The 20,553-nt window shown below is 55.5% G+C and carries 19 protein-coding genes, 4 tRNA genes and 1 rRNA gene; 22 read left to right on the top strand and 2 right to left on the bottom strand.

Annotated elements, in window-relative coordinates; genetic code table 11:
- The first annotated feature begins 103 nt into the window (after positions 1-103).
- The 8 genes from ACZZ0Q_RS16485 to ACZZ0Q_RS16450 all read left to right on the top strand — a co-directional run bounded on the left by ACZZ0Q_RS16485 (position 104) and on the right by ACZZ0Q_RS16450 (position 6,490).
- Positions 104-1,111, top strand: a complete 1,008-nt coding sequence (locus tag ACZZ0Q_RS16485) for an alpha/beta fold hydrolase (RefSeq protein WP_463541547.1) — start codon at positions 104-106, stop codon at positions 1,109-1,111.
- Positions 1,112-1,179: 68 nt separating this feature from the next.
- Positions 1,180-1,668 (top strand): ribonuclease E activity regulator RraA, encoded by a 489-nt coding sequence (gene rraA, locus ACZZ0Q_RS16480; protein WP_463541548.1) that lies wholly within the window; start codon positions 1,180-1,182, stop codon positions 1,666-1,668.
- 78 nt (positions 1,669-1,746) lie between these two features.
- Positions 1,747-2,742 carry a zinc transporter ZntB gene (locus ACZZ0Q_RS16475; protein ID WP_463541549.1) on the top strand — a complete coding sequence of 332 codons (996 nt, stop codon included), beginning with the start codon at positions 1,747-1,749 and terminating at the stop codon, positions 2,740-2,742.
- Between the two features lie 53 nt (positions 2,743-2,795).
- Positions 2,796-3,041 (top strand): CrfX protein, encoded by a 246-nt coding sequence (locus tag ACZZ0Q_RS16470; protein ID WP_463382096.1) that lies wholly within the window; start codon positions 2,796-2,798, stop codon positions 3,039-3,041.
- A gap of 2 nt (positions 3,042-3,043) precedes the next feature.
- The gene (locus ACZZ0Q_RS16465) at positions 3,044-3,868 is read left to right on the top strand and encodes a mechanosensitive ion channel family protein (RefSeq protein WP_463541550.1); all 825 of its coding nucleotides are present in this window, start codon (positions 3,044-3,046) and stop codon (positions 3,866-3,868) included.
- Positions 3,869-3,961: 93 nt separating this feature from the next.
- Positions 3,962-4,552, top strand: a complete 591-nt coding sequence (gene sigX / locus ACZZ0Q_RS16460) for an RNA polymerase sigma factor SigX (RefSeq protein WP_463541551.1) — start codon at positions 3,962-3,964, stop codon at positions 4,550-4,552.
- 107 nt (positions 4,553-4,659) lie between these two features.
- Positions 4,660-5,697 (top strand): OmpA family protein, encoded by a 1,038-nt coding sequence (locus ACZZ0Q_RS16455; RefSeq protein ID WP_463541552.1) that lies wholly within the window; start codon positions 4,660-4,662, stop codon positions 5,695-5,697.
- A gap of 157 nt (positions 5,698-5,854) precedes the next feature.
- Positions 5,855-6,490, top strand: coding sequence for a peptidase C39 family protein (locus tag ACZZ0Q_RS16450; protein ID WP_463541553.1), 636 nt, complete (start codon positions 5,855-5,857; stop codon positions 6,488-6,490).
- 58 nt (positions 6,491-6,548) lie between these two features.
- Here the strand turns inward: ACZZ0Q_RS16450 and ACZZ0Q_RS16445 are convergent, their stop codons facing one another.
- Positions 6,549-7,832, bottom strand: a complete 1,284-nt coding sequence (locus ACZZ0Q_RS16445; RefSeq protein WP_463541554.1) for an NAD(P)/FAD-dependent oxidoreductase — start codon at positions 7,830-7,832, stop codon at positions 6,549-6,551.
- A gap of 183 nt (positions 7,833-8,015) precedes the next feature.
- Here ACZZ0Q_RS16445 and ACZZ0Q_RS16440 point away from each other — a divergent pair.
- From ACZZ0Q_RS16440 to ACZZ0Q_RS16390, 11 genes are all read left to right on the top strand, one after another.
- Positions 8,016-8,092 (top strand) — tRNA-Val (locus ACZZ0Q_RS16440).
- A 222-nt stretch (positions 8,093-8,314) separates the two neighbouring features.
- On the top strand, positions 8,315-10,237 hold the full coding sequence (gene thrS / locus ACZZ0Q_RS16435) for a threonine--tRNA ligase (RefSeq protein ID WP_463541555.1): 1,923 nt from the start codon (positions 8,315-8,317) through the stop codon (positions 10,235-10,237).
- A complete protein-coding gene (gene infC / locus ACZZ0Q_RS16430; RefSeq protein WP_178086454.1) occupies positions 10,237-10,788 on the top strand; it encodes a translation initiation factor IF-3 in 552 nt (183 codons plus the stop codon). Before thrS ends, infC begins: the two co-directional genes overlap by 1 nt.
- 60 nt (positions 10,789-10,848) lie before the next feature.
- Positions 10,849-11,043, top strand: coding sequence for a 50S ribosomal protein L35 (gene rpmI, locus ACZZ0Q_RS16425; protein WP_042552869.1), 195 nt, complete (start codon positions 10,849-10,851; stop codon positions 11,041-11,043).
- Positions 11,044-11,072: 29 nt separating this feature from the next.
- A complete protein-coding gene (gene rplT / locus ACZZ0Q_RS16420) occupies positions 11,073-11,429 on the top strand; it encodes a 50S ribosomal protein L20 (protein ID WP_122451699.1) in 357 nt (118 codons plus the stop codon).
- 96 nt (positions 11,430-11,525) lie between these two features.
- Positions 11,526-12,542 (top strand): phenylalanine--tRNA ligase subunit alpha, encoded by a 1,017-nt coding sequence (gene pheS, locus ACZZ0Q_RS16415; RefSeq protein ID WP_463541556.1) that lies wholly within the window; start codon positions 11,526-11,528, stop codon positions 12,540-12,542.
- 38 nt (positions 12,543-12,580) lie between these two features.
- Positions 12,581-14,959: a phenylalanine--tRNA ligase subunit beta gene (gene pheT, locus ACZZ0Q_RS16410; protein ID WP_463541557.1), complete on the top strand. Its 2,379-nt coding sequence runs from the start codon at positions 12,581-12,583 to the stop codon at positions 14,957-14,959.
- Positions 14,960-14,962: 3 nt separating this feature from the next.
- Positions 14,963-15,265, top strand: a complete 303-nt coding sequence (ihfA, locus tag ACZZ0Q_RS16405) for an integration host factor subunit alpha (protein ID WP_003243414.1) — start codon at positions 14,963-14,965, stop codon at positions 15,263-15,265.
- Entirely contained in the window at positions 15,246-15,602 is a 357-nt protein-coding gene (locus tag ACZZ0Q_RS16400) for a MerR family transcriptional regulator (RefSeq protein ID WP_122492473.1), read from the top strand. Before ihfA ends, ACZZ0Q_RS16400 begins: the two co-directional genes overlap by 20 nt.
- 91 nt (positions 15,603-15,693) lie before the next feature.
- Positions 15,694-15,770 (top strand) — tRNA-Pro (locus tag ACZZ0Q_RS16395).
- An 897-nt stretch (positions 15,771-16,667) separates the two neighbouring features.
- The gene (locus tag ACZZ0Q_RS16390; RefSeq protein WP_463541558.1) at positions 16,668-16,946 is read left to right on the top strand and encodes a hypothetical protein; all 279 of its coding nucleotides are present in this window, start codon (positions 16,668-16,670) and stop codon (positions 16,944-16,946) included.
- Between the two features lie 61 nt (positions 16,947-17,007).
- Here the strand turns inward: ACZZ0Q_RS16390 and ACZZ0Q_RS16385 are convergent, their stop codons facing one another.
- Complete coding sequence (locus ACZZ0Q_RS16385) at positions 17,008-17,889, bottom strand: SPFH domain-containing protein (protein WP_463541559.1); 882 nt, start codon at positions 17,887-17,889, stop codon at positions 17,008-17,010.
- A 685-nt stretch (positions 17,890-18,574) separates the two neighbouring features.
- Between ACZZ0Q_RS16385 and ACZZ0Q_RS16380 the strand changes: the two genes are divergently transcribed.
- The 3 genes from ACZZ0Q_RS16380 (at position 18,575) to ACZZ0Q_RS16370 (ending at position 20,417) form a co-directional block, all read left to right on the top strand.
- Positions 18,575-20,111, top strand: a 16S ribosomal RNA gene (locus ACZZ0Q_RS16380).
- Between the two features lie 128 nt (positions 20,112-20,239).
- Positions 20,240-20,316 (top strand) — tRNA-Ile (locus ACZZ0Q_RS16375).
- 25 nt (positions 20,317-20,341) lie between these two features.
- A tRNA-Ala gene (locus ACZZ0Q_RS16370) sits at positions 20,342-20,417 on the top strand.
- Positions 20,418-20,553: the final 136 nt, after the last annotated feature.

Genomic DNA, 20,553 nt, shown 5'->3' with positions numbered 1-20,553 from the left:
ACAGCTGAGCACCGCGAAGCCCAACCAGAAACACAAAAAATAAAAGAAGGGCGGGGCTATTTCCCGCCCTTTTTTCTGCAAGTTTTCCTGTCAGTCGATCCGCATGCAAAGTAGCAGTGAACTGTTTCCCGTAGCCTTGATGAGCGCCGAGTTTCGTGGCGACCTCAGCGAGGATGTTTATCGCCTCAAACCCTCTAACAGCCCAGACTTCAGCGTCGAACTGGCCCTGACCCGCTTGGGCATGGCCGACCACGGTGAGGACCGGGGCGTGCCGGTCATTCTGATTCCGGGCAGCTTTTCCAACCGTCGCTTCTGGTATTCGCCCAAGTGCATTGGCTTGGGGCCATACCTGGCGCGCGCCGGTTTCGATGTGTGGATCGCTGAAATGCGTGGCCATGGCTTGTCGCCACGCAACCTCGACTACAACAACAACACCGTGGCCGATTACGCCCGCCATGACTTGCCGGCTATTGCCGCTTTCGTGCGGGAGCAGAGCGGGCAGGCGCCGCATTGGATTGGCCATTCGCTGGGCGGCATTACCTTGGCCGCCGCGCTGGGCGGGCATTACCTGGGCGAAGAGGACGTGGCGTCGGTGGCGTTATTCGGCAGCCAGGTCAGTCGCGTTTACTGGCCGCTGAAAATTCCGCCGGTGGAGTGGGGCGCGCGCTTGTTGCTCAAGGGCGTTTCGGTGATTTCCGGTTCGCGCCTTAAGCGTGGCCCGGAAGATGAGCCGGTTGGCTTGATACGCGAGAGCCTGCGCTGGCACCGCCTGTTTGGCCGCTTTGGCGAAGGCAAGAAAAACGACTGGTGGAAAGGGTTGGCCGACGTCAACGTGCCGGTGTTGGCGGTGAGCGCCGACGGCGACGAGCAAGACCCCGCGTGGGGTTGCCGTAAGTTGCTGGAGCAGTTCGGCTCCGAGCAGCGCCGCTTTGTCTGTCTGGGCAAACGGCAAGGTTTCACCGATGACTTCGGCCATGTCGAAATGCTGGTCAGCAAACACGCGCAGGGCGAAGTCTGGCCGTTGGCCGAGCACTGGCTGCGTCACCTGCGCCTGCCGGCTGCGTTGGAGCCTGTAGAAGCGCCAGCGCCGAGCGTTTCATCGTTGCAATGACCCGGCTAAGATGTCGCCGTATCCAGATTTGAGCGAGCGGTTTCCAGAACCTATCCAGGAGTTTTCCCATGCAATACGTCACTCCCGATTTGTGCGACGCGTACCCCGAGTTGGTGCAAGTGGTCGAGCCGATGTTCAGCAATTTCGGTGGCCGCGACTCGTTTGGCGGTGAAATCGTCACCATCAAGTGCTTCGAAGACAACTCGCTAGTTAAAGATCAGGTCGACCTGAACGGCAAGGGCAAAGTGCTGGTGGTGGACGGTGGCGGTTCGCTGCGCCGTGCATTGCTGGGCGACATGCTCGCGGAAAAGGCGGCTAAAAATGGCTGGGAAGGTTTGGTGATTTACGGCTGCATCCGTGATGTCGACGTTATCGCCCAAACCGAACTGGGCGTGCAGGCACTGGCCACTCACCCAATGAAAACCGACAAGCGCGGCATTGGCGACCTCAACGTGGTGGTGACCTTCGGCGGCGTCACCTTCCGCCCGGGTGAATACGTGTATGCCGACAACAACGGCATCATCGTTTCGCCCCAGGCGCTCAGCATGCCGTCCTGATAGGCCAGAAGACCCGGCGCGAGTCGGGTTTTTTCTTTTAGGCTCGCGCCGCAGTAATAAAGAAGGAATGCCGAGGGAATGCACGAGGAAGACAACGCCCAATGGGGCCTGGTGCACGCGTTTGTGCTGGACGGCGAGGGCGGTGCGCGCACCATCACCCGTCAGCAACTGGACAACATTCAGCTAGAGCCGGCCGAAAGTATTTGGCTGCATTGGGATCGCGGTCACCCGCAAACCCACGCCTGGCTTCGCACCGAGAGTGGCCTGAACGAATTCAGCTGCGATTTGCTGCTGGAGGAGAACACGCGTCCGCGCCTGCTTCCCTTGCCCAACGATGAGCTGCTGCTGTTTCTGCGTGGCGTCAATTTGAACCCGGGCGCCGAGCCGGAAGACATGGTGTCGGTGCGAATTTTCGCTGCCGCCCAGCGCGTTATCTCGTTGCGACTGCGGCCGTTGCATGCGACCGAAGATCTGATTGCCGAACTTGATGCCGGAAAAGGACCGAAAAGCGCCTCGGAACTGATGCTGTATATCGCGCAGCACATGACCGGCAAGGTGGATGCGCTGGTGATGGATTTGTCCGAGCTGGTCGATGCGCAGGAAGAGCGCGCCGATGCGGATGAGCGTTTCACGCCGGAGCATGGGCAGATGCTGCATATCCGCCGTCGCGCTGCCGGCTTGCGTCGGTTCCTAGCGCCGCAGCGTGACATTTATGCGCAACTCACCCGCAATAAGCTGCCCTGGTTCTGCAGCGACGATGCCGATTACTGGAACGAGCTGAACAACCTTCTGACTCGCTACCTCGAAGAGCTCGAGTTGATTCGCGAGCGGGTAGGGCTGGTGCTGGAAACCGAGAGCCGGCGCATGAGCGAGCGGATGAACCGCACCATGTACCGCTTCGGCATCATCACCGGTATCTTCCTGCCGATGAGTTTTCTGACCGGGCTGCTTGGCATCAACGTCGGCGGCATTCCGGGTTCCGAAAGCCCGTACGGTTTTCTTCTGGCGTGTGTGCTGATGGCATCGGTCGCGCTGGGACAATGGTGGCTTTTTCGCCGATTACGTTGGGTTTGATGTGACCCGGCAAAAATAGCCCGCGTCTAGCCCTGAGAAATCCTGAGGTGCGCATGCACGATCCATTTGAACAATCCCTGCGAGATTTGCTCAAGTCCTCGGCCACCAGCCACGACGATGACGCAACGTTGGGCCGCGTGTTGAAAACCGCCAATAGACAAGTGGGTGCCGGCGACCTGTTCGGCCTCATGGGCCGTTGCCTCGAAGCGCTGATGATCGCCGTGAACAAAGGCTCTGATCATGTCGCGCCGGTATCGCGCCGCACTTCCTCCGCTCGTATGACCAAGAAGGCTGACTGAACATGGAACTCGATCTCTGGACCCAAAGCCTGAAAGAGGCAATGGCTGCGCTGTGGACCAAGGTTGCAGTGTTCATTCCCAACCTGTTCGTGGCGCTGATCCTCGTGTTGCTGGGGTTTGTGGTCGCCAAGCTGCTCGACACCTTGCTGTCGAAACTGCTCGGCAAAGTGGGCCTGGATCGCTTGATGGCAGGCACCGGCCTGACCAAGCTGATTGGCCGTGCAGGCATTCAAGTGCCAGTGTCGGCGCTGATCGGCAAGATCGTTTACTGGTTTGTGCTGCTCGTTTTCCTGGTCTCGGCCGCTGAATCGCTGGGGCTGCAGCGTGTATCGGCAACCCTGGATGTGCTGGCGCTGTACCTGCCAAAAGTCTTTGGCGCGGCACTGGTGCTGGTGATTGGTATTTTGCTGGCGCAACTGGTCAGTGGTCTGGTGCGCAGTGCAGCGGATGGCGTGGGCCTGGATTACGCCAACGGCCTGGCGCGCATTGCTCAGGGCTTGGTCATCATCCTCAGTATTTCCGTGGCCATCGGCCAGCTTGAAGTCAAAACCGATTTGCTCAACAACGTGATCGCCATCGTGCTGATCTCGGTAGGGCTTGCCGTTGCGCTGGCGCTGGGCCTGGGCAGCCGGGACATCGCTGCGCAGATTCTCGCTGGCATTTACGTGCGCGAACTCTATGAAGTTGGGCAGCAATTGAAAGTGGGAGAAGTGGAAGGGCAGATCGAGGAAATCGGTACGGTGAAAACCACCCTGCTGACCGATGACGGCGACCTGGTTTCGCTGTCCAATCGCGAGATTCTCGAACAACGGGTGAGCAGTCGCTAACACGCCATTCCCTGCTAATGTATGCCGCCATCCTGAACTGCCTGAGGTTCAGGGCCCTGGCGGCTATCCACCAGACTGCCGGCCCGACTCGTTTTGAATAAAGCTCAATCGCTATCGTCCCGTTATGACCCCCGCGAGCTCTCGGACGAAGAGCTGGTGGCGCGTGCGCATGTGGAGTTGTTCCACATCACGCGGGCATATGAAGAGCTGATGCGCCGTTACCAGCGAACCCTATTTAACGTGTGTGCCCGTTATCTGGGAAACGACCGGGATGCCGACGACGTCTGTCAAGAAGTAATGTTAAAAGTTTTATATGGGTTGAAGAATTTTGAAGGCAAGTCAAAGTTCAAGACTTGGCTTTACAGCATTACCTACAACGAGTGCATTACCCAGTACCGCAAAGAGCGCCGAAAAAGGCGTTTGTTGGATGCCTTAAGTTTGGATCCTTTGGAAGAAGCTTCCGAGGAAAAGGCGCCCATAGCCCAAGAGCCTGGCGGGCTGGACCGCTGGTTGGTGCATGTAAACCCGATAGATCGGGAGATTCTGGTGCTCCGATTTGTTGCCGAATTGGAGTTCCAGGAAATCGCCGACATCATGCATATGGGCTTGAGCGCAACCAAGATGCGTTATAAAAGAGCGCTCGACCGATTGCGGGAAAAATTTTCCGGCGTTGCCGAAACTTAGTTAGGTGAAATACCTCTAACCGACCAGGCGATTGCTGTTAGAATCGCCGCCTGAGTTGTCTTGCGTTTGTCAGACAACTTACTGACCACCAAGATAGGGATTTACGGATGAAATTTAAAAACACCTTAGGCGTTGTTATCGGCTCGCTGATCGCTGCTTCCTCTCTTCAGGCGTTGGCCCAAGGCCAAGGTGCAGTAGAAGTTGAAGGCTTCGCCAAAAAAGAAATGTTCGACAGCGCTCGTGACTTCAAAAACAACGGCAACCTCTTCGGCGGTTCCGTTGGTTATTTCCTGACCGACGACGTTGAACTGCGTCTGGGCTACGACGAAGTTCACAACGCTCGCAGCGACGACGGCCGCAACATCAAAGGCTCGAACACCGCTCTGGACGCGCTGTACCACTTCAACGCTCCTGGCGACATGCTGCGTCCGTACGTTTCGGCCGGCTTCTCCGACCAGAGCATTGGCCAGAACGGCAATGGCGGTCGTAACGGCTCCACCTTCGCCAACCTCGGCGGCGGTGCCAAGGTGTATTTCACCGAGAACTTCTACGCCCGTGCTGGCGTTGAGGCTCAATACAACATCGACCAAGGCGACACCGAGTGGGCGCCAAGCGTCGGTATCGGCGTTAACTTCGGCGGCGGCAAAAAAGCAGCTGAGCCAGTAGCCGCTGCTGCTGCTCCAGAAGTTTGCTCAGACAGCGACAACGACGGCGTTTGCGATAACGTCGACAAGTGCCCAGGCACCGCTGCCAACGTAACTGTCGACGCTGATGGCTGCCCAGCCGTTGCTGAAGTTGTTCGCGTTGAACTGGACGTGAAATTCGACTTCGACAAGTCGAAAGTCAAAGAAGAAAGCTATGGCGACATCAAGAACCTGGCTGACTTCATGAAGCAATACCCAGCGACTTCCACCACTGTTGAAGGTCACACCGACTCCGTTGGTACTGACGCTTACAACCAAAAACTGTCCGAGCGTCGTGCTAACGCCGTTCGTGAAGTTCTGGTTAACCAGTACGGTGTAGGTGGCGAGCGTGTTAACGCTGTTGGCTACGGTGAATCCAAGCCGGTTGCTGACAACGCTACCGAAGCTGGCCGCGCTGTTAACCGTCGCGTAGAAGCTGAAGTAGAAGCCCAAGCTAAGTAATTAGCGCGGTGTTTCAGAAAAGCCCGGCTTAGGCCGGGCTTTTCTTTGCCTGCGATTAAGTGCGCTGGTAGCCGGCGCGGTATGATTTAGGCCTTTCTTTAATTAATTGGGAGCTGTGCAAGTGGCGAGAGTGCGGTTCTTACTATTAATAGGTTGCGTGTCGCTGCTGGTAGCCAGCTGTTCCTCGCGGGTGACGGTAGCGCCGCAAGTGCGCGCTTTGCCGGAGCGGGTCGAGCTGAATGCTGTACCGTTTTTCGCCGAAACCGCATTTGAAGGTGCGCCAGGCGCGGTGGCAGAAATGCTCTCGCAGCAGAACGTGGTGACGACGCCGGGATTGGTCGCGAAGAAAATGCACTTGCCCGGCCAGGAATCAGCGATCGAGAAAAATCTCGCGCGCGTGGTTAATGAGCATGGGTTGCTAGTGTATCCATTGTCTCCGCAACTGGCCGATGTGCTGGAGCAGGTCTCTGCAGGCTTTCCTGTGTTGGTTGGGATAGACGATGGCAGCTTTGTTTCGTCGCCACGTTATGCCGTGGTGGTGGGATATGACCGGGTCAAGCAGCGTTTACTGCTGCGCTCGGGTATGAGCCGCCGTCTGGTGATGAGCTTTAAGAGTTTCGAGTCGGCCTGGAAGGAGGTTGGCAATTGGGCAGTGCTGGTCCAGGCGCCGGCGCAATTGCCGGCTAATGTTGATGACCAGCGCTGGATGGCGGCCGCGTCGCGACTTGAACAGGTCGGTCAGAAACTGGCGGCCAGCAATGCCTATGAAGCGTTGAAAAGCGCGGCGCACTAAAAAAACGAAGCAAAAAAAACGGCGCCTCGATGGGCGCCGTTGTTGTTTGTGACTGAAGTTAGAAGCCCAGCTTGTCGCGCAGGCTGTAGTACCACGCACCCATCGCCGTAAACGGCACGCGCATCAGTTCGCCACCTGGGAACGGGTAGTGCGGAAGCCCTGCGAACGCATCGAAGCGTTCGGCCTGACCACGTAGCGACTCGGCCAAAATCTTGCCGGCCAGGTGGGTGTAAGTAACGCCGTGGCCGCTGCAACCCTGGGAGTAATAGATGTTGTCGCCCAGGCGGCCTACTTGCGGAAGGCGCGACAAGGTCAGAAGGAAGTTGCCGGTCCAGGCGTAGTCGATCTTTACGTTCCTCAGCTGCGGGAAAGTTTTGATCAGCTTCGGCCGAATGATGGCTTCGATGTTGGCTGGGTCGCGAGCGCCGTAGACCACGCCGCCGCCGAAGATAAGGCGTTTATCGCCACTGAGGCGGTAGTAGTCGAGCAGGTAGTTGCAGTCTTCAACGCAGTAATCCTGGGGTAGCAGGCTGCGGGCGACTTCGTCACTGAGCGGTTCTGTGGTGAGAACCTGCGTGCCGCATGGCATCGACTTGGCCGACAGCTCGGGAATCAGGTTGCCCAGGTAAGCGTTGCCCGCAACAACAATGAACTTAGCTTTCACTCGGCCTTGCGGTGTGTGCACCACTGGGTTGGCGCCGCGTTCGATGCGTGTGGCAGGCGTTTGCTCATAAATGATGCCGCCCAGGGATTCGACTGCAGCCGCTTCGCCGAGCGCCAGGTTTAGCGGGTGGATGTGGCCGCCGCTCATGTCGAGCATGCCGCCGATATAGTTCTCGGTATTCACCACTTCGCGAATGCGCGCGCCGTCCATCAGCTCAAGCTGGGTATGGCCGTAGCGTTCCCAAAGTTTTTTCTGCGACTCTAGATGGCCCATCTGCTTTTTCGTGATGGCTGCGAAAACACCGCCGTCTTTTAAGTCGCACTGGATGTTGTAAGTCGCGATGCGCTCACGAATGATGCGGCCGCCTTCAAAGGCCATTTGTCCGAGGAGCAGGGCCTGCTTGGCGCCGACAGTGCGCTCGATGACATCGATATCGCGGCTGTAACTGTTAACAATCTGGCCGCCGTTACGGCCCGATGCGCCAAACCCGACTTTGGCTGCTTCTACGATTGTGACCTTGAAGCCATGTTCCAAGAGGAAGAGGGCCGTTGAAAGGCCGGTGTATCCTGCACCCACTACACAGACATCGGTTTCTACGTCGCCTACCAATTCGGGTCTGGCGGGAGCGGCATTTGCCGATGCGGCGTAGTAAGACTGCGGATAAGGAGTGTGTGCCATCTTGCAACCTCTGTTTTATATTTTTTACGAACCGGGCGATCCTACCTGAGTTAAAAATGCCCGGCTAGCCTCCGTGCGAAATATAAAACGCCGGCTTGAACAGTAAAAAATACGCTTTTTCAGGTAGTTAGGGAGAAAACAGTTGACTCTTCTACCTGCCTCCGTAGAATGCGCCTCCATTGCAGGCACGTAGCTCAGTTGGTTAGAGCACCACCTTGACATGGTGGGGGTCGTTGGTTCGAGTCCAATCGTGCCTACCAAACATAAAGGGTCACTTAGGTGACCCTTTTTTATTGGGCGCTTGTCAGGGCTGCGGCTTTCTGAAAGCATCCAAGGTCCACAAAATCTCCAGTGACTGCGGTTCGGTCAGGTTGGCCTTTGGGCTCCTGCCACTGTGAGGCGGGTACACCGCCGGATCGCGTACTGGCTCATCCCAACCCATGTGACCTTTGGTAGGGGTCACCACTAGGAGAGGAAGCGCCATGCCTGTTATTACTCTTCCCGACGGCAGTCAGCGTTCGTTCGATCACCCGGTTTCCGTAGCCGAGGTTGCTCAATCCATTGGCGCCGGCTTGGCTAAAGCCACCGTAGCCGGCAAGGTCAACGGCACGCTGGTCGACGCCTGCGACCTCATCAGCAGCGACGCCACCCTGCAGATCATCACGCCGAAAGATGAAGAGGGGCTCGAAATCATTCGCCACTCTTGCGCGCATTTGGTCGGTCATGCCGTTAAGCAGTTGTACCCTACTGCCCGCATGGTGATCGGTCCGGTGATTGACGAAGGCTTCTATTACGACATCGCCTATGAGCGTCCTTTTACACTCGACGATCTTTCGGCAATTGAAGCGCGCATGCATCAACTGATCGATACCGAATACGACGTGGTCAAGAAGATGACCCCTCGTGCAGAGGTAATCGCTGAATTCACCGCGCGCGGCGAAGAGTACAAATTGCGTCTGGTTGAGGACATGCCTGATACCCAGGAAATGGGCCTCTACTATCACCAGGAATACCTCGACATGTGCCGCGGTCCGCACGTGCCGAACACGCGTTTCCTTAAAGCGTTCAAGCTGACCAAGTTGTCAGGCGCTTACTGGCGCGGCGACGCAAAGAACGAGCAATTGCAGCGTGTATATGGCACCGCGTGGGCCGATAAGAAGCAGTTGGCCGCCTATGTTCAGCGTATTGAAGAAGCTGAAAAGCGAGATCACCGCAAAATCGGTAAACGCCTGAACCTGTTCCACACCCAGGAAGAAGCGCCGGGCATGGTGTTTTGGCACCCTAACGGCTGGACGCTTTACCAAGTGCTTGAGCAGTACATGCGCCAGATTCAGCGCGAGAATGGCTACCTCGAAATCAAGACGCCGCAGGTGGTTGATCGCAGCCTGTGGGAAAAGTCCGGGCATTGGGCGAACTACGCGGAAAACATGTTCACGACCGAGTCGGAAAGTCGTGACTATGCCATCAAGCCAATGAACTGCCCGTGCCATGTGCAAGTGTTTAACCAGGGACTGAAAAGCTACCGCGAGCTGCCTATGCGCCTTGCTGAGTTCGGCGCTTGCCACCGCAACGAACCGTCGGGTGCGCTTCACGGCATCATGCGTGTCCGGGCATTTACCCAGGATGACGCGCACATCTTCTGTACTGAAGAGCAAATGCAGGCGGAGTCCGCTGCGTTCATCAAGTTGACTCTCGACGTTTACGCGGACTTCGGTTTTACCGATATCCAGCTCAAGCTGTCGACGCGTCCTGAGAAACGCGTTGGGTCGGATGAGTTGTGGGATCGTGCGGAGTCAGCGTTGGCGTCGGCACTTGAAAGCGCCGGTTTGCCCTACGATTTGCAGCCAGGCGAAGGCGCATTCTACGGACCAAAAATTGAATTCTCGCTGAAGGACTGCCTCGGCCGCGTTTGGCAGTGCGGCACATTGCAGCTCGATTTCAACTTGCCGGTTCGTCTGGGCGCGGAGTTTGTGAGCGAAGACAATAGCCGCAAGCATCCGGTTATGCTTCACCGCGCGATTCTCGGTTCGTTTGAGCGCTTTATCGGGATGTTAATCGAGCACTACGAAGGTGCGTTCCCGGCTTGGCTGGCGCCCACTCAAGCTGTAATTTTGAATATCACCGACAAGCAGGGCGATTTTGCGCTTGAAGTTGAAAAAACACTCAATCAAAGCGGGTTCCGTGCCAAGTCTGACTTGAGAAACGAAAAAATCGGCTTTAAAATCCGCGAGCATACTTTGCTCAAGGTTCCGTATCTCCTCGTTATCGGAGATCGGGAAGTTGAAACGCAAACTGTCGCTGTGCGTACGCGAGAAGGCGCTGATCTGGGCTCCATGCCAGTCGCCCAATTCGCAGCATTTCTTACGCAAGCGGTTTCCCGGCGTGGTCGCCAAGATTCGGAGTAATTATTATTAAGCGTGAAATGAGACAAGATAAACGAGCTGCACCGAAAGCCCCGATCAACGAGAATATCTCGGCACGCGAGGTTCGGTTAATTGGCGCTGACGGCGAGCAAATTGGCATCGTCTCGATTGATGAAGCGCTTAGAATCGCTGAAGAATCCAAGCTGGACCTGGTAGAGATCTCCGCTGATGCGGTTCCACCGGTCTGCCGCGTAATGGATTACGGCAAGTCGATCTTCGAAAAGAAGAAGCAGATTGCCGCAGCGAAGAAGAACCAGAAACAGGTTCAGGTTAAAGAAATCAAGTTTCGTCCAGGGACGGAAGAAGGGGATTACCAGGTAAAACTACGCAACCTGGTACGTTTCCTTAGTGATGGGGACAGGGCCAAGGTTTCGTTAAGATTCCGCGGCCGTGAGATGGCGCATCAGGAGCTGGGCATGGAGTTGTTGAAGCGGGTTGAAGGTGACCTTGCTGAATACGGCACCGTTGAGCAGCACCCGAAGATGGAAGGACGCCAACTTATCATGGTCATCGCCCCCAAAAAGAAGAAATAACCACCAGGGCACGGCAGGCCTTGCGGTTATGTTTATCAACTGAATGCGGAGTATCCGAACATGCCAAAAATGAAAACCAAAAGCGGTGCAGCCAAACGTTTCTTGAAAACCGCTACCGGTTTCAAGCACAAGCACGCTTTCAAGAGCCACATCCTGACCAAAATGTCGACCAAGCGTAAGCGTCATCTGCGCGGCAGCACCATGGTGCATCCGTCTGACGTGGCAAAGGTCGCGCGCATGCTGCGCGTTCGTTAATTTCGGTCAAAGATTAGAGGAAGTTACTCATGGCTCGTGTTAAGCGTGGCGTTGTTGCTCGCCGTCGTCACAAAAAAATTCTGAAACTCGCTAAAGGCTACTATGGCGCGCGCTCACGCGTGTTCCGCGTTGCCAAGCAAGCGGTAATCAAGGCAGGCCAATACGCCTACCGCGACCGTCGTCAGAAAAAGCGTCAGTTCCGTGCACTGTGGATCGCCCGTATCAATGCTGGCGCCCGCATCAACGGTTTGTCCTACAGCCGACTGATCGCTGGCTTGAAAAAGGCAGCTATCGAAATCGACCGTAAGGTTCTGGCTGATCTGGCAGTGAACGAAAAAGCGGCGTTTGCTGCGATTGTCGAGAAAGCGAAAGCCGTTCTGGCTTAAGTCCCCGACAATCACCGGGCTCGCCCGGTGCTAAAACGTCACCAATAGGGGAAGAGCCTTCGAGCTCTTCCCCTATTTCGTATCTGGAGTCTGTAAATGGAAAACCTGGATGCGCTGGTCTCTCAAGCACTAGAGGCCGTTCAGCGCGCAGAAGACGTCAATGCCCTGGAGCAAATCCGGGTTCTGTATCTCGGCAAGAAAGGCGAGTTGACTCAGGTAATGAAGAGCCTGGGCAATATGTCAGTCGAAGATCGTCCCAAAGTTGGTGCGCTGATCAATGCCGCCAAGGACCGTGTTCAAGACTCGCTCAACAGCCGCAAGGATTTGCTTGAGCAAGCAGCGCTGAGCGCCAAGCTTGCCGCTGAGTTCATCGACGTTACTTTGCCAGGTCGCGGTCAGTCCTCCGGAGGCCTGCATCCTGTTACGCGCACGCTTGAGCGTATCGAGCAGTTCTTCACCCATATTGGTTACGGCATTGCCGAGGGCCCTGAGGTAGAAGACGACTATCACAACTTTGAGGCGCTCAACATTCCCGGCCACCACCCGGCGCGGGCAATGCATGACACCTTCTATTTCAACGCCAACATGTTGCTGCGCACTCACACCTCTCCGGTTCAGGTGCGCACCATGGAATCCCAGCAGCCACCGATCCGCATCGTCTGCCCAGGCCGCGTTTATCGCTGCGACTCCGATATCACGCACTCGCCGATGTTCCACCAGGTTGAAGGGTTGCTGGTCGACCAAGACATCAGCTTTGCCGACCTCAAAGGCACGATCGAAGAGTTCTTGCGTGTCTTCTTTGAGAAAGACCTGGGCGTGCGTTTCCGTCCTTCTTTCTTCCCCTTCACCGAGCCTTCCGCTGAAGTCGACATGCAGTGTGTGATGTGCAGCGGTAAAGGCTGCCGTGTCTGCAAGCAAACCGGCTGGCTCGAGGTGATGGGCTGCGGCATGGTTCATCCGAATGTATTGCGCATGTCTGGCATCAATCCCGAAAAGTACCAAGGCTTCGCCTTCGGTATGGGCGTTGAGCGTCTGGCCATGCTGCGTTATGGCGTTAACGACTTGCGTCTGTTCTTCGACAACGACCTGCGATTCCTTGCGCAATTTCGCTAGGTCGCTTGCCCGTTAACGTTTTCTAGGAGAAGAACAGAATGAAATTCAGCGAACAGTGGCTGCGTAGTTGGGTAAATCCGTCGGTTTCCCGTGATGAGTTAGTGGCGCGTCTATCCATGGCCGGGCTTGAGGTCGACAGCGTTTCGTTGGTCGCCGGCGTATTCAGTGGTGTGTTGGTCGGTGAGGTGCTTAGTACCGAACAGCATCCGGATGCGGACAAACTCCGCGTTTGCCAGGTCAGCAACGGCGCCGAGACGTTTCAAGTCGTGTGCGGCGCGCCGAATGTGCGAGTCGGGCTGAAAGTCCCTTTCGCCATGATCGGCGCCGAGCTGCCGGGCGATTTCAAAATCAAAAAAGCCAAGCTGCGTGGCCTCGAGTCCAACGGCATGCTGTGCTCGGCTTCCGAATTGCAAATAAGCGATGAGAGCAGCGGTCTAATGGAGCTGGCGGCTGACGCCCCGGTTGGCCAGGATGTGCGCGCGTACCTTGGTCTCGACGACGCAAGCATCGAAGTTGATCTCACCCCCAATCGCGGCGACTGTCTGTCGCTCGCTGGCTTGGCTCGTGAAGTCGGCGCACTGTACGACACGCCGGTCAGTCGTGCTGTAGTGGCGGCGGTTCAGGCTGTTCATGAGCAGACGATGCCGGTTGAGGTTTCTGCTGCAAAAGCCTGTCCTCGGTATCTGGGGCGCGTAATCCGAAACGTTGACCTGAGCAAGCCAACGCCGCTTTGGATGGTCGAACGCCTGCGCCGCTCCGATGTGCGCAGCATCGACGCTGCCGTCGACATTACCAACTACGTAATGCTGGAACTTGGGCAGCCGATGCACGCGTTTGATCTGAGCGAGATCAATGGCGGTATCCGCGTACGTATGGCCGAAGAAGGCGAGAATCTGGTTCTTCTGGACGGTCAGGAAGTGGCGCTGCGAGCCGACACTTTGGTTATCGCTGATCATCAACGTGTGCTGGCGATTGCTGGCGTGATGGGCGGTGAGCACAGCGGTGTTTCCGCCGGTACGCGCGATCTTTTCTTGGAAAGTGCTTTCTTTGACACGATTGCTGTTGCAGGTAAGGCGCGGTCCTACGGATTACACACCGACGCCTCACACCGCTTCGAGCGCGGCGTGGATTGGAATCTCGCCCGCGAGGCCATGGAGCGCGCTACCGGTCTGTTGTTGGAAGTTGTTGGCGGCGAACCGGGTCCGATCGTTGAAGTGGTCGATCAAAATCAGCTACCTGTTATTGCGAACGTGACTCTGCGCGCTGAGCGCGTCAATCAGATGCTTGGCATGGAAATGGATGCCGGCGAGATTGAGCGTTTGCTGACGGCCTTGGGCTTGCAGGTGAGCAGCTCAGCGGCGGGACAGTGGTCCGTTGTGGTTCCGAGTCATCGTTTCGACATTAGTCTGGAAGTTGACCTGATCGAAGAGTTGGGTCGTCTGTACGGCTATAACCGTCTTCCGGTTCGCTATCCCCAGGCGCGCCTGGCGCCACAACCTAAAGCCGAGGCTAGCGCCGATCTCCCAGCGTTGCGCCGGTTGTTGGTGGCTCGTGGTTATCAGGAAGCAATCACCTACAGCTTTATCGATCCTCAGCAGTTCGCGCTATTCACTCCAGGCGTCGAGCCGCTGATGTTGGCCAATCCCATCTCTTCGGATATGGCAGCGATGCGTTCCTCGTTGTGGCCTGGTTTGGTCAAAGCCGTTCAGCACAACGCGAATCGCCAGCAAACGCGCGTGCGTTTGTTCGAAAGCGGCTTGCGTTTCGTGGGGCAGCTTGACGGCTTGAAGCAAGAGGCCATGCTGTCTGGCGTTATTTGCGGTTCGCGTCTGGCCGAAGGCTGGGCGCACGGTCGCGACACGGTCGATTTCTATGATGTGAAAGCCGACGTTGAGGCATTACTTGGCTTCTCCGGTGCGCAGAAAGCGTTCAACTTTGTTGCAGGTGAGCATCCGGCACTGCATCCCGGGCAGACCGCGCGAGTGGAGCGCGACGGCCAATTGGTTGGATATGTTGGTGCTCTTCACCCTGAACTGGCTAAAACCTTAGGCATCGATCAGCCGCTTTTCCTGTTCGAGCTGGTGTTGGCACAAGTTGCTCTGGGCCTGCTGCCCAAATTCCACGAGCTTTCGCGCTTCCCAGAAGTACGACGCGACCTGGCGCTTTTGGTTGATCAAAGCATCGCCGCAGATGCCGTGCTGGGCGCGATTCGCGAGGCAGCGGGCGAGTATCTGACGGACCTCAAGCTATTTGATGTGTATCACGGTAAAGGTATTGATCCGCATAGAAAAAGCTTGGCCGTCGGCTTGACCTGGCAACATCCATCGCGCACTCTTAATGATGAAGAGGTGAGCACTACAACTCAGAATATCCTTACCTCGCTTGAAGAAAGGTTCAACGCCACGTTAAGGAAGTAGCGTATGGGGGCTCTGACGAAAGCTGAAATGGCCGAACGTCTGTACGAAGAGCTAGGCCTGAATAAACGGGAAGCCAAGGAATTGGTGGAGCTGTTTTTCGAGGAAATCCGTCAGGCGCTAGAGCTTAATGAACAAGTGAAATTGTCTGGTTTCGGCAATTTTGACTTGCGCGATAAGCGTCAGCGACCTGGCAGGAACCCGAAAACGGGGGAAGAAATCCCAATCACGGCAAGACGCGTGGTCACATTCCGCCCCGGGCAAAAATTAAAAGCCAGAGTTGAGGCTTATGCTGGAACCAAGTCATAACGACGAGTTACCGCCCATACCCGGCAAGCGTTACTTCACCATCGGCGAAGTAAGCGAACTGTGTGCGGTGAAGCCGCATGTGTTGCGTTATTGGGAGCAGGAATTCACCCAGCTCAACCCAATAAAGCGGCGCGGCAACCGGCGGTACTACCAGCGTCAGGATGTGCTGATGATTCGGCAGATACGGGCGCTTTTGTACGAGCAAGGCTTCACTATCGGAGGAGCGCGGCAGCGGTTATCCGGAGATGAGGCTAAGGACGACACCACTCAGTACAAACAGCTCATCCGCCAGATGATCGTAGAACTGGAAGAAGTTTTACTGGTGTTACGCAAGTAATCGACTTTGCTAGAAAACTTCCACATTTCAAAAGCTTAGTGTATAGTCCTTTCCGCTTTCGAGCGGTTGGGAAGCAATAAAGTTGTATCGTCGGGGCGTAGCGCAGTCCGGTAGCGCACTAGCATGGGGTGCTAGGGGTCGAGTGTTCGAATCACTCCGTCCCGACCATTAATCTCAAAAAAATCCAGTCACTTCGCGGTGGCTGGATTTTTTTATGGGCGAAGGTTTTCCATATCGCTGCAACTTGCCGCACCTTTTCAAATCGACTTCGGTCTGCGAAAAACATTATTTTCAGAGAGCCGGCACGCGGCTCGGTAGAGCGTAGCGTTTTGCAGAAAGGCATGCGCCGGTTAGACGGCTAGGCGCTCCTATCAGTTTCGGTTTGGGTAGGGATTCGTGCAGGGTTCGCTGTTCGACGAGCAATCGGTACCGCATGGCGACTTGCCGTTGGAGTCACTCATGCCGCTCAACGTTGCGGGCGTAGGGTTCGCGATATGTTGTTTAAAGACCTCTGCGAGGTTGGCGACGCCTTAATCGTCACGGCTCGATCAGATTACTCAACTGATCAATCAGCGCTCTGATAGCGCTGGGCAATTGCGTCTATCACTTAGTTCTGAGCCCAGCGAAAGCTGGCAGCAGAGCTTCTCGCTGAAGCCGCAGATCTTCGATACGCAGGTGCGAGCGTATTCAGCTGGGCATCGAGTTCCCAGATTGGCTTAGCGATTCGCTCGCGCATATTGCCGCTGGTGATGTCGAGATAGGCATCTACCAGATGATGCTGACAAGGCTTGATCGTTTGAGTGGGGGCGTGAGCGGCGCAAGGCCGAATTTCTACTCGAGCTTGCGGTTAGTCATGAGCAGGCAATTGCCTTTGACCATTTTCCGCTCACGTTACTTTTTTTAAGCACCTTATGCTTAAGCGTGCCCGAAGCGGCGGCTACGAGGTGCTGCTCTGGGTTGGAGGGAACAGGCAAGCCATGCATGCCGAGCCCTTTGCATTCAGGTCGACGAGCGCTTTGTTGCAGAGTTGAAACTGTAGATTCTTTGACTGGCGGAATTTTGCAGTTGCCTGAAGAGTTGCAAAATGCCGGCCGCGCCCGCGGGCAATTTGCGCAAAATCTAGAGGCACAAATTCATGAACGTGGGATGCGTTCTTGGGATGGAATCGAGGATGCCTTTGCTCCGGTGCGCGGGCTGTTAGAGAGGGAGCGGGCGCTAGTTGCCGAGGACATGTACGCGGTATTTGAGCAGTTGCTTGCGCGGGTTAGCTTGGTTCCCGCTTTGGGTCCATGGGCGTACTTCTGCTTGGCAGGCGGGGAGCATGTGGCCCTGCGGGAGTTCTAACTGACTGTTTGCCTGGTCTGGCTCAAATTGTAAAAAGGCCAGCATTGCTGGCCTTTTTTGCTCATTGCGACTGTCGTTCTTCGCTTCGTTTTGTAGCGTCGATGAAGGGGAGGGCGCTGTTGGGCAGCATCGTCGTGGGCAGTGTGCCGTCCCAGCGTTCGGCTTTGGTGAGCTCGACCAGGTTTTGGTTGCTGGCGAGCGCTTGAGCTCTGGCCTTGATAGCGTCGGCTTCCGCTTCGCCGCGCAGTCGGGTGGCTTCTGCATCCGCTTTGGCTTCAGCAAGTTTGGAGTCGGCTTCTGCCTGAGCTTGGGTGACGCGAATTTGGGCTTGAACTTGTTCGGTCGCCAGCATCTGTTCGCGAGTCTTCACCTCGACTTCTGCTTTCATGCGCAGGGCGATAGAGCGCTCGTAGTCGTCACTGAAATCGATGTTCTCGACCTGGACGCCATCAATCACCACTGGGCCGTTGATTGACTCTTTAATCGCCCGACCAACATCGGCGACGAATTTGCCGCGCTGCTGGACGGCCGTCACGGCGTTGTATTGGCCGAACACGTTTTCCACTTGCGTAGGGACTTGGCGGCTGATGAGACGACTGACGAGCCCTTCAAGATCTTGGTATTGCGTGTAGACCTTAGAAACTTCGCCGGGGACCACGTGCCAGGAAACAGAAACCTGGAGGGTCGCGGTTTGTTGGTCCTTACTGTAGGCCTGCAACTCTCTATAAGAAGTCGCCTGGCTTTGCACCGAAATGAACTTAACGGTCTCGATGAAGGGCGTCTTGAATGACAGGCCGGGCTCTACGATGCCCACCAAGGCGCCATTTCGCAGTAGGACGCCTCTCTCAGTCTCATCGACTGTGTACCAAGAACTGAAAAACACCCCAAGCATAACCAGCACTACTGCGGCTATTCCAATCGCCTTGCTGCTGAGCCCCTGCATATCCCTTCCTTATATAGGTTTCGTGTGTTCGCACGGCGCAAGCTCCGCCGAACACCATAGCCTATAGATAGTGTGTGAGCGGGTCTGCTAATTCAGTCACTTCTGCTGCGGCGCGTTACCAGCGCAAAAGTTTTTGAAACATTCCACTGGGAATGCCTTGACGGCTTTTCCTGGCTGCTTATAATGCGCACCACTTCCGGCGCGGAAGGCGCCTAAAAGTTCTTTCTAATCAATAGGTTAGGTTAAATAAAGGGTTGCAAAGCAGAGCGATCTGCGTAGAATGCGCCGGGCTGACAGGGTTGAGGTTTTAGTCTTGTTGGTCGATCGAGTAAGTGGATCGAAAGGCGGTAGAAGAGGTGGTTGACAGCGGTTTGAAACGCTGTAGAATTCCCCTCCCGCTGACGAGAGACTGAAGTTGATCTGAAGCGCAAGCGGTTGAGTTTGAAAAGAAATTTTCGAAATCGCTTGACGGAATAAGAGGCTGCTGTAGAATGCGCGCCTCGGTTGAGACGAAAGACTTAACCAACTGTTCTTTAACAACTGAATCAAGCAATTCGTGTGGGTGCTTGTGAGGTAAGACTGATAGTCACCAGATTATCAGCATCACAAGTAACACTCGTTAATTTGAGAGTTTTTTGCGATTGCTGAGCCAAGTTTAGGGTTTTCTCAAAACCCAGATATGTTTGAACTGAAGAGTTTGATCATGGCTCAGATTGAACGCTGGCGGCAGGCCTAACACATGCAAGTCGAGCGGATGAGAGGAGCTTGCTCCTTGATTCAGCGGCGGACGGGTGAGTAATGCCTAGGAATCTGCCTATTAGTGGGGGACAACGTTTCGAAAGGAACGCTAATACCGCATACGTCCTACGGGAGAAAGCAGGGGACCTTCGGGCCTTGCGCTAATAGATGAGCCTAGGTCGGATTAGCTAGTTGGTGAGGTAATGGCTCACCAAGGCGACGATCCGTAACTGGTCTGAGAGGATGATCAGTCACACTGGAACTGAGACACGGTCCAGACTCCTACGGGAGGCAGCAGTGGGGAATATTGGACAATGGGCGAAAGCCTGATCCAGCCATGCCGCGTGTGTGAAGAAGGTCTTCGGATTGTAAAGCACTTTAAGTTGGGAGGAAGGGTTGTAGATTAATACTCTGCAATTTTGACGTTACCGACAGAATAAGCACCGGCTAACTCTGTGCCAGCAGCCGCGGTAATACAGAGGGTGCAAGCGTTAATCGGAATTACTGGGCGTAAAGCGCGCGTAGGTGGTTCGTTAAGTTGGATGTGAAATCCCCGGGCTCAACCTGGGAACTGCATTCAAAACTGTCGAGCTAGAGTATGGTAGAGGGTGGTGGAATTTCCTGTGTAGCGGTGAAATGCGTAGATATAGGAAGGAACACCAGTGGCGAAGGCGACCACCTGGACTGATACTGACACTGAGGTGCGAAAGCGTGGGGAGCAAACAGGATTAGATACCCTGGTAGTCCACGCCGTAAACGATGTCGACTAGCCGTTGGGGTCCTTGAGACTTTAGTGGCGCAGCTAACGCATTAAGTCGACCGCCTGGGGAGTACGGCCGCAAGGTTAAAACTCAAATGAATTGACGGGGGCCCGCACAAGCGGTGGAGCATGTGGTTTAATTCGAAGCAACGCGAAGAACCTTACCTGGCCTTGACATGCTGAGAACTTTCCAGAGATGGATTGGTGCCTTCGGGAACTCAGACACAGGTGCTGCATGGCTGTCGTCAGCTCGTGTCGTGAGATGTTGGGTTAAGTCCCGTAACGAGCGCAACCCTTGTCCTTAGTTACCAGCACGTTATGGTGGGCACTCTAAGGAGACTGCCGGTGACAAACCGGAGGAAGGTGGGGATGACGTCAAGTCATCATGGCCCTTACGGCCAGGGCTACACACGTGCTACAATGGTCGGTACAAAGGGTTGCCAAGCCGCGAGGTGGAGCTAATCCCATAAAACCGATCGTAGTCCGGATCGCAGTCTGCAACTCGACTGCGTGAAGTCGGAATCGCTAGTAATCGTGAATCAGAACGTCACGGTGAATACGTTCCCGGGCCTTGTACACACCGCCCGTCACACCATGGGAGTGGGTTGCACCAGAAGTAGCTAGTCTAACCTTCGGGAGGACGGTTACCACGGTGTGATTCATGACTGGGGTGAAGTCGTAACAAGGTAGCCGTAGGGGAACCTGCGGCTGGATCACCTCCTTAATCGACGACATCAGCTTCCTTATAAGCTCCCACACGAATTGCTTGATTCATTGCGAAAGACGATAGGGTCGTCCTAGAGGTTTTAGGAGGATCAGTGACGAGTTGTCAGCCTAGTAGCCCGAACAATTGGGTCTGTAGCTCAGTTGGTTAGAGCGCACCCCTGATAAGGGTGAGGTCGGCAGTTCGAATCTGCCCAGACCCACCAATTGTTGTGGAAGAAGCCTCAGTACGGGGCCATAGCTCAGCTGGGAGAGCGCCTGCCTTGCACGCAGGAGGTCAACGGTTCGATCCCGTTTGGCTCCACCACGACGACGATAGAGTTCAGAATTGAGTATTCGCCTTAGGGTTGAATATTGAATTCTGGTCTTTGACTAGAAAGTATTATCGTTCTTTAAAAATTTGGGTATGTGATAGAAAGATAGACTGGATAGCACTTTCACTG

It is taken from the genome of Pseudomonas sp. AC070, assembly GCF_979258635.1.
This window is presented reverse-complemented; position numbering and strand designations above follow the sequence as displayed.

Bases quoted from the DNA above. Each gene is read 5' to 3' on its own strand.
- ACZZ0Q_RS16485 (WP_463541547.1), top strand. From the start codon at position 104: ATGCAAAGTAGCAGTGAACTGTTTCCCGTAGCCTTGATGAGCGCCGAG.
- rraA (WP_463541548.1), top strand. From the start codon at position 1,180: ATGCAATACGTCACTCCCGATTTGTGCGACGCGTACCCCGAGTTGGTG.
- ACZZ0Q_RS16475 (WP_463541549.1), top strand. From the start codon at position 1,747: ATGCACGAGGAAGACAACGCCCAATGGGGCCTGGTGCACGCGTTTGTG.
- ACZZ0Q_RS16470 (WP_463382096.1), top strand. From the start codon at position 2,796: ATGCACGATCCATTTGAACAATCCCTGCGAGATTTGCTCAAGTCCTCG.
- ACZZ0Q_RS16465 (WP_463541550.1), top strand. From the start codon at position 3,044: ATGGAACTCGATCTCTGGACCCAAAGCCTGAAAGAGGCAATGGCTGCG.
- ACZZ0Q_RS16455 (WP_463541552.1), top strand. From the start codon at position 4,660: ATGAAATTTAAAAACACCTTAGGCGTTGTTATCGGCTCGCTGATCGCT.
- ACZZ0Q_RS16445 (WP_463541554.1), bottom strand. From the start codon at position 7,832: ATGGCACACACTCCTTATCCGCAGTCTTACTACGCCGCATCGGCAAAT.
- thrS (WP_463541555.1), top strand. From the start codon at position 8,315: ATGCCTGTTATTACTCTTCCCGACGGCAGTCAGCGTTCGTTCGATCAC.
- rpmI (WP_042552869.1), top strand. From the start codon at position 10,849: ATGCCAAAAATGAAAACCAAAAGCGGTGCAGCCAAACGTTTCTTGAAA.
- rplT (WP_122451699.1), top strand. From the start codon at position 11,073: ATGGCTCGTGTTAAGCGTGGCGTTGTTGCTCGCCGTCGTCACAAAAAA.
- pheS (WP_463541556.1), top strand. From the start codon at position 11,526: ATGGAAAACCTGGATGCGCTGGTCTCTCAAGCACTAGAGGCCGTTCAG.
- pheT (WP_463541557.1), top strand. From the start codon at position 12,581: ATGAAATTCAGCGAACAGTGGCTGCGTAGTTGGGTAAATCCGTCGGTT.
- ihfA (WP_003243414.1), top strand. From the start codon at position 14,963: ATGGGGGCTCTGACGAAAGCTGAAATGGCCGAACGTCTGTACGAAGAG.
- ACZZ0Q_RS16400 (WP_122492473.1), top strand. From the start codon at position 15,246: ATGCTGGAACCAAGTCATAACGACGAGTTACCGCCCATACCCGGCAAG.
- ACZZ0Q_RS16385 (WP_463541559.1), bottom strand. From the start codon at position 17,889: ATGCAGGGGCTCAGCAGCAAGGCGATTGGAATAGCCGCAGTAGTGCTG.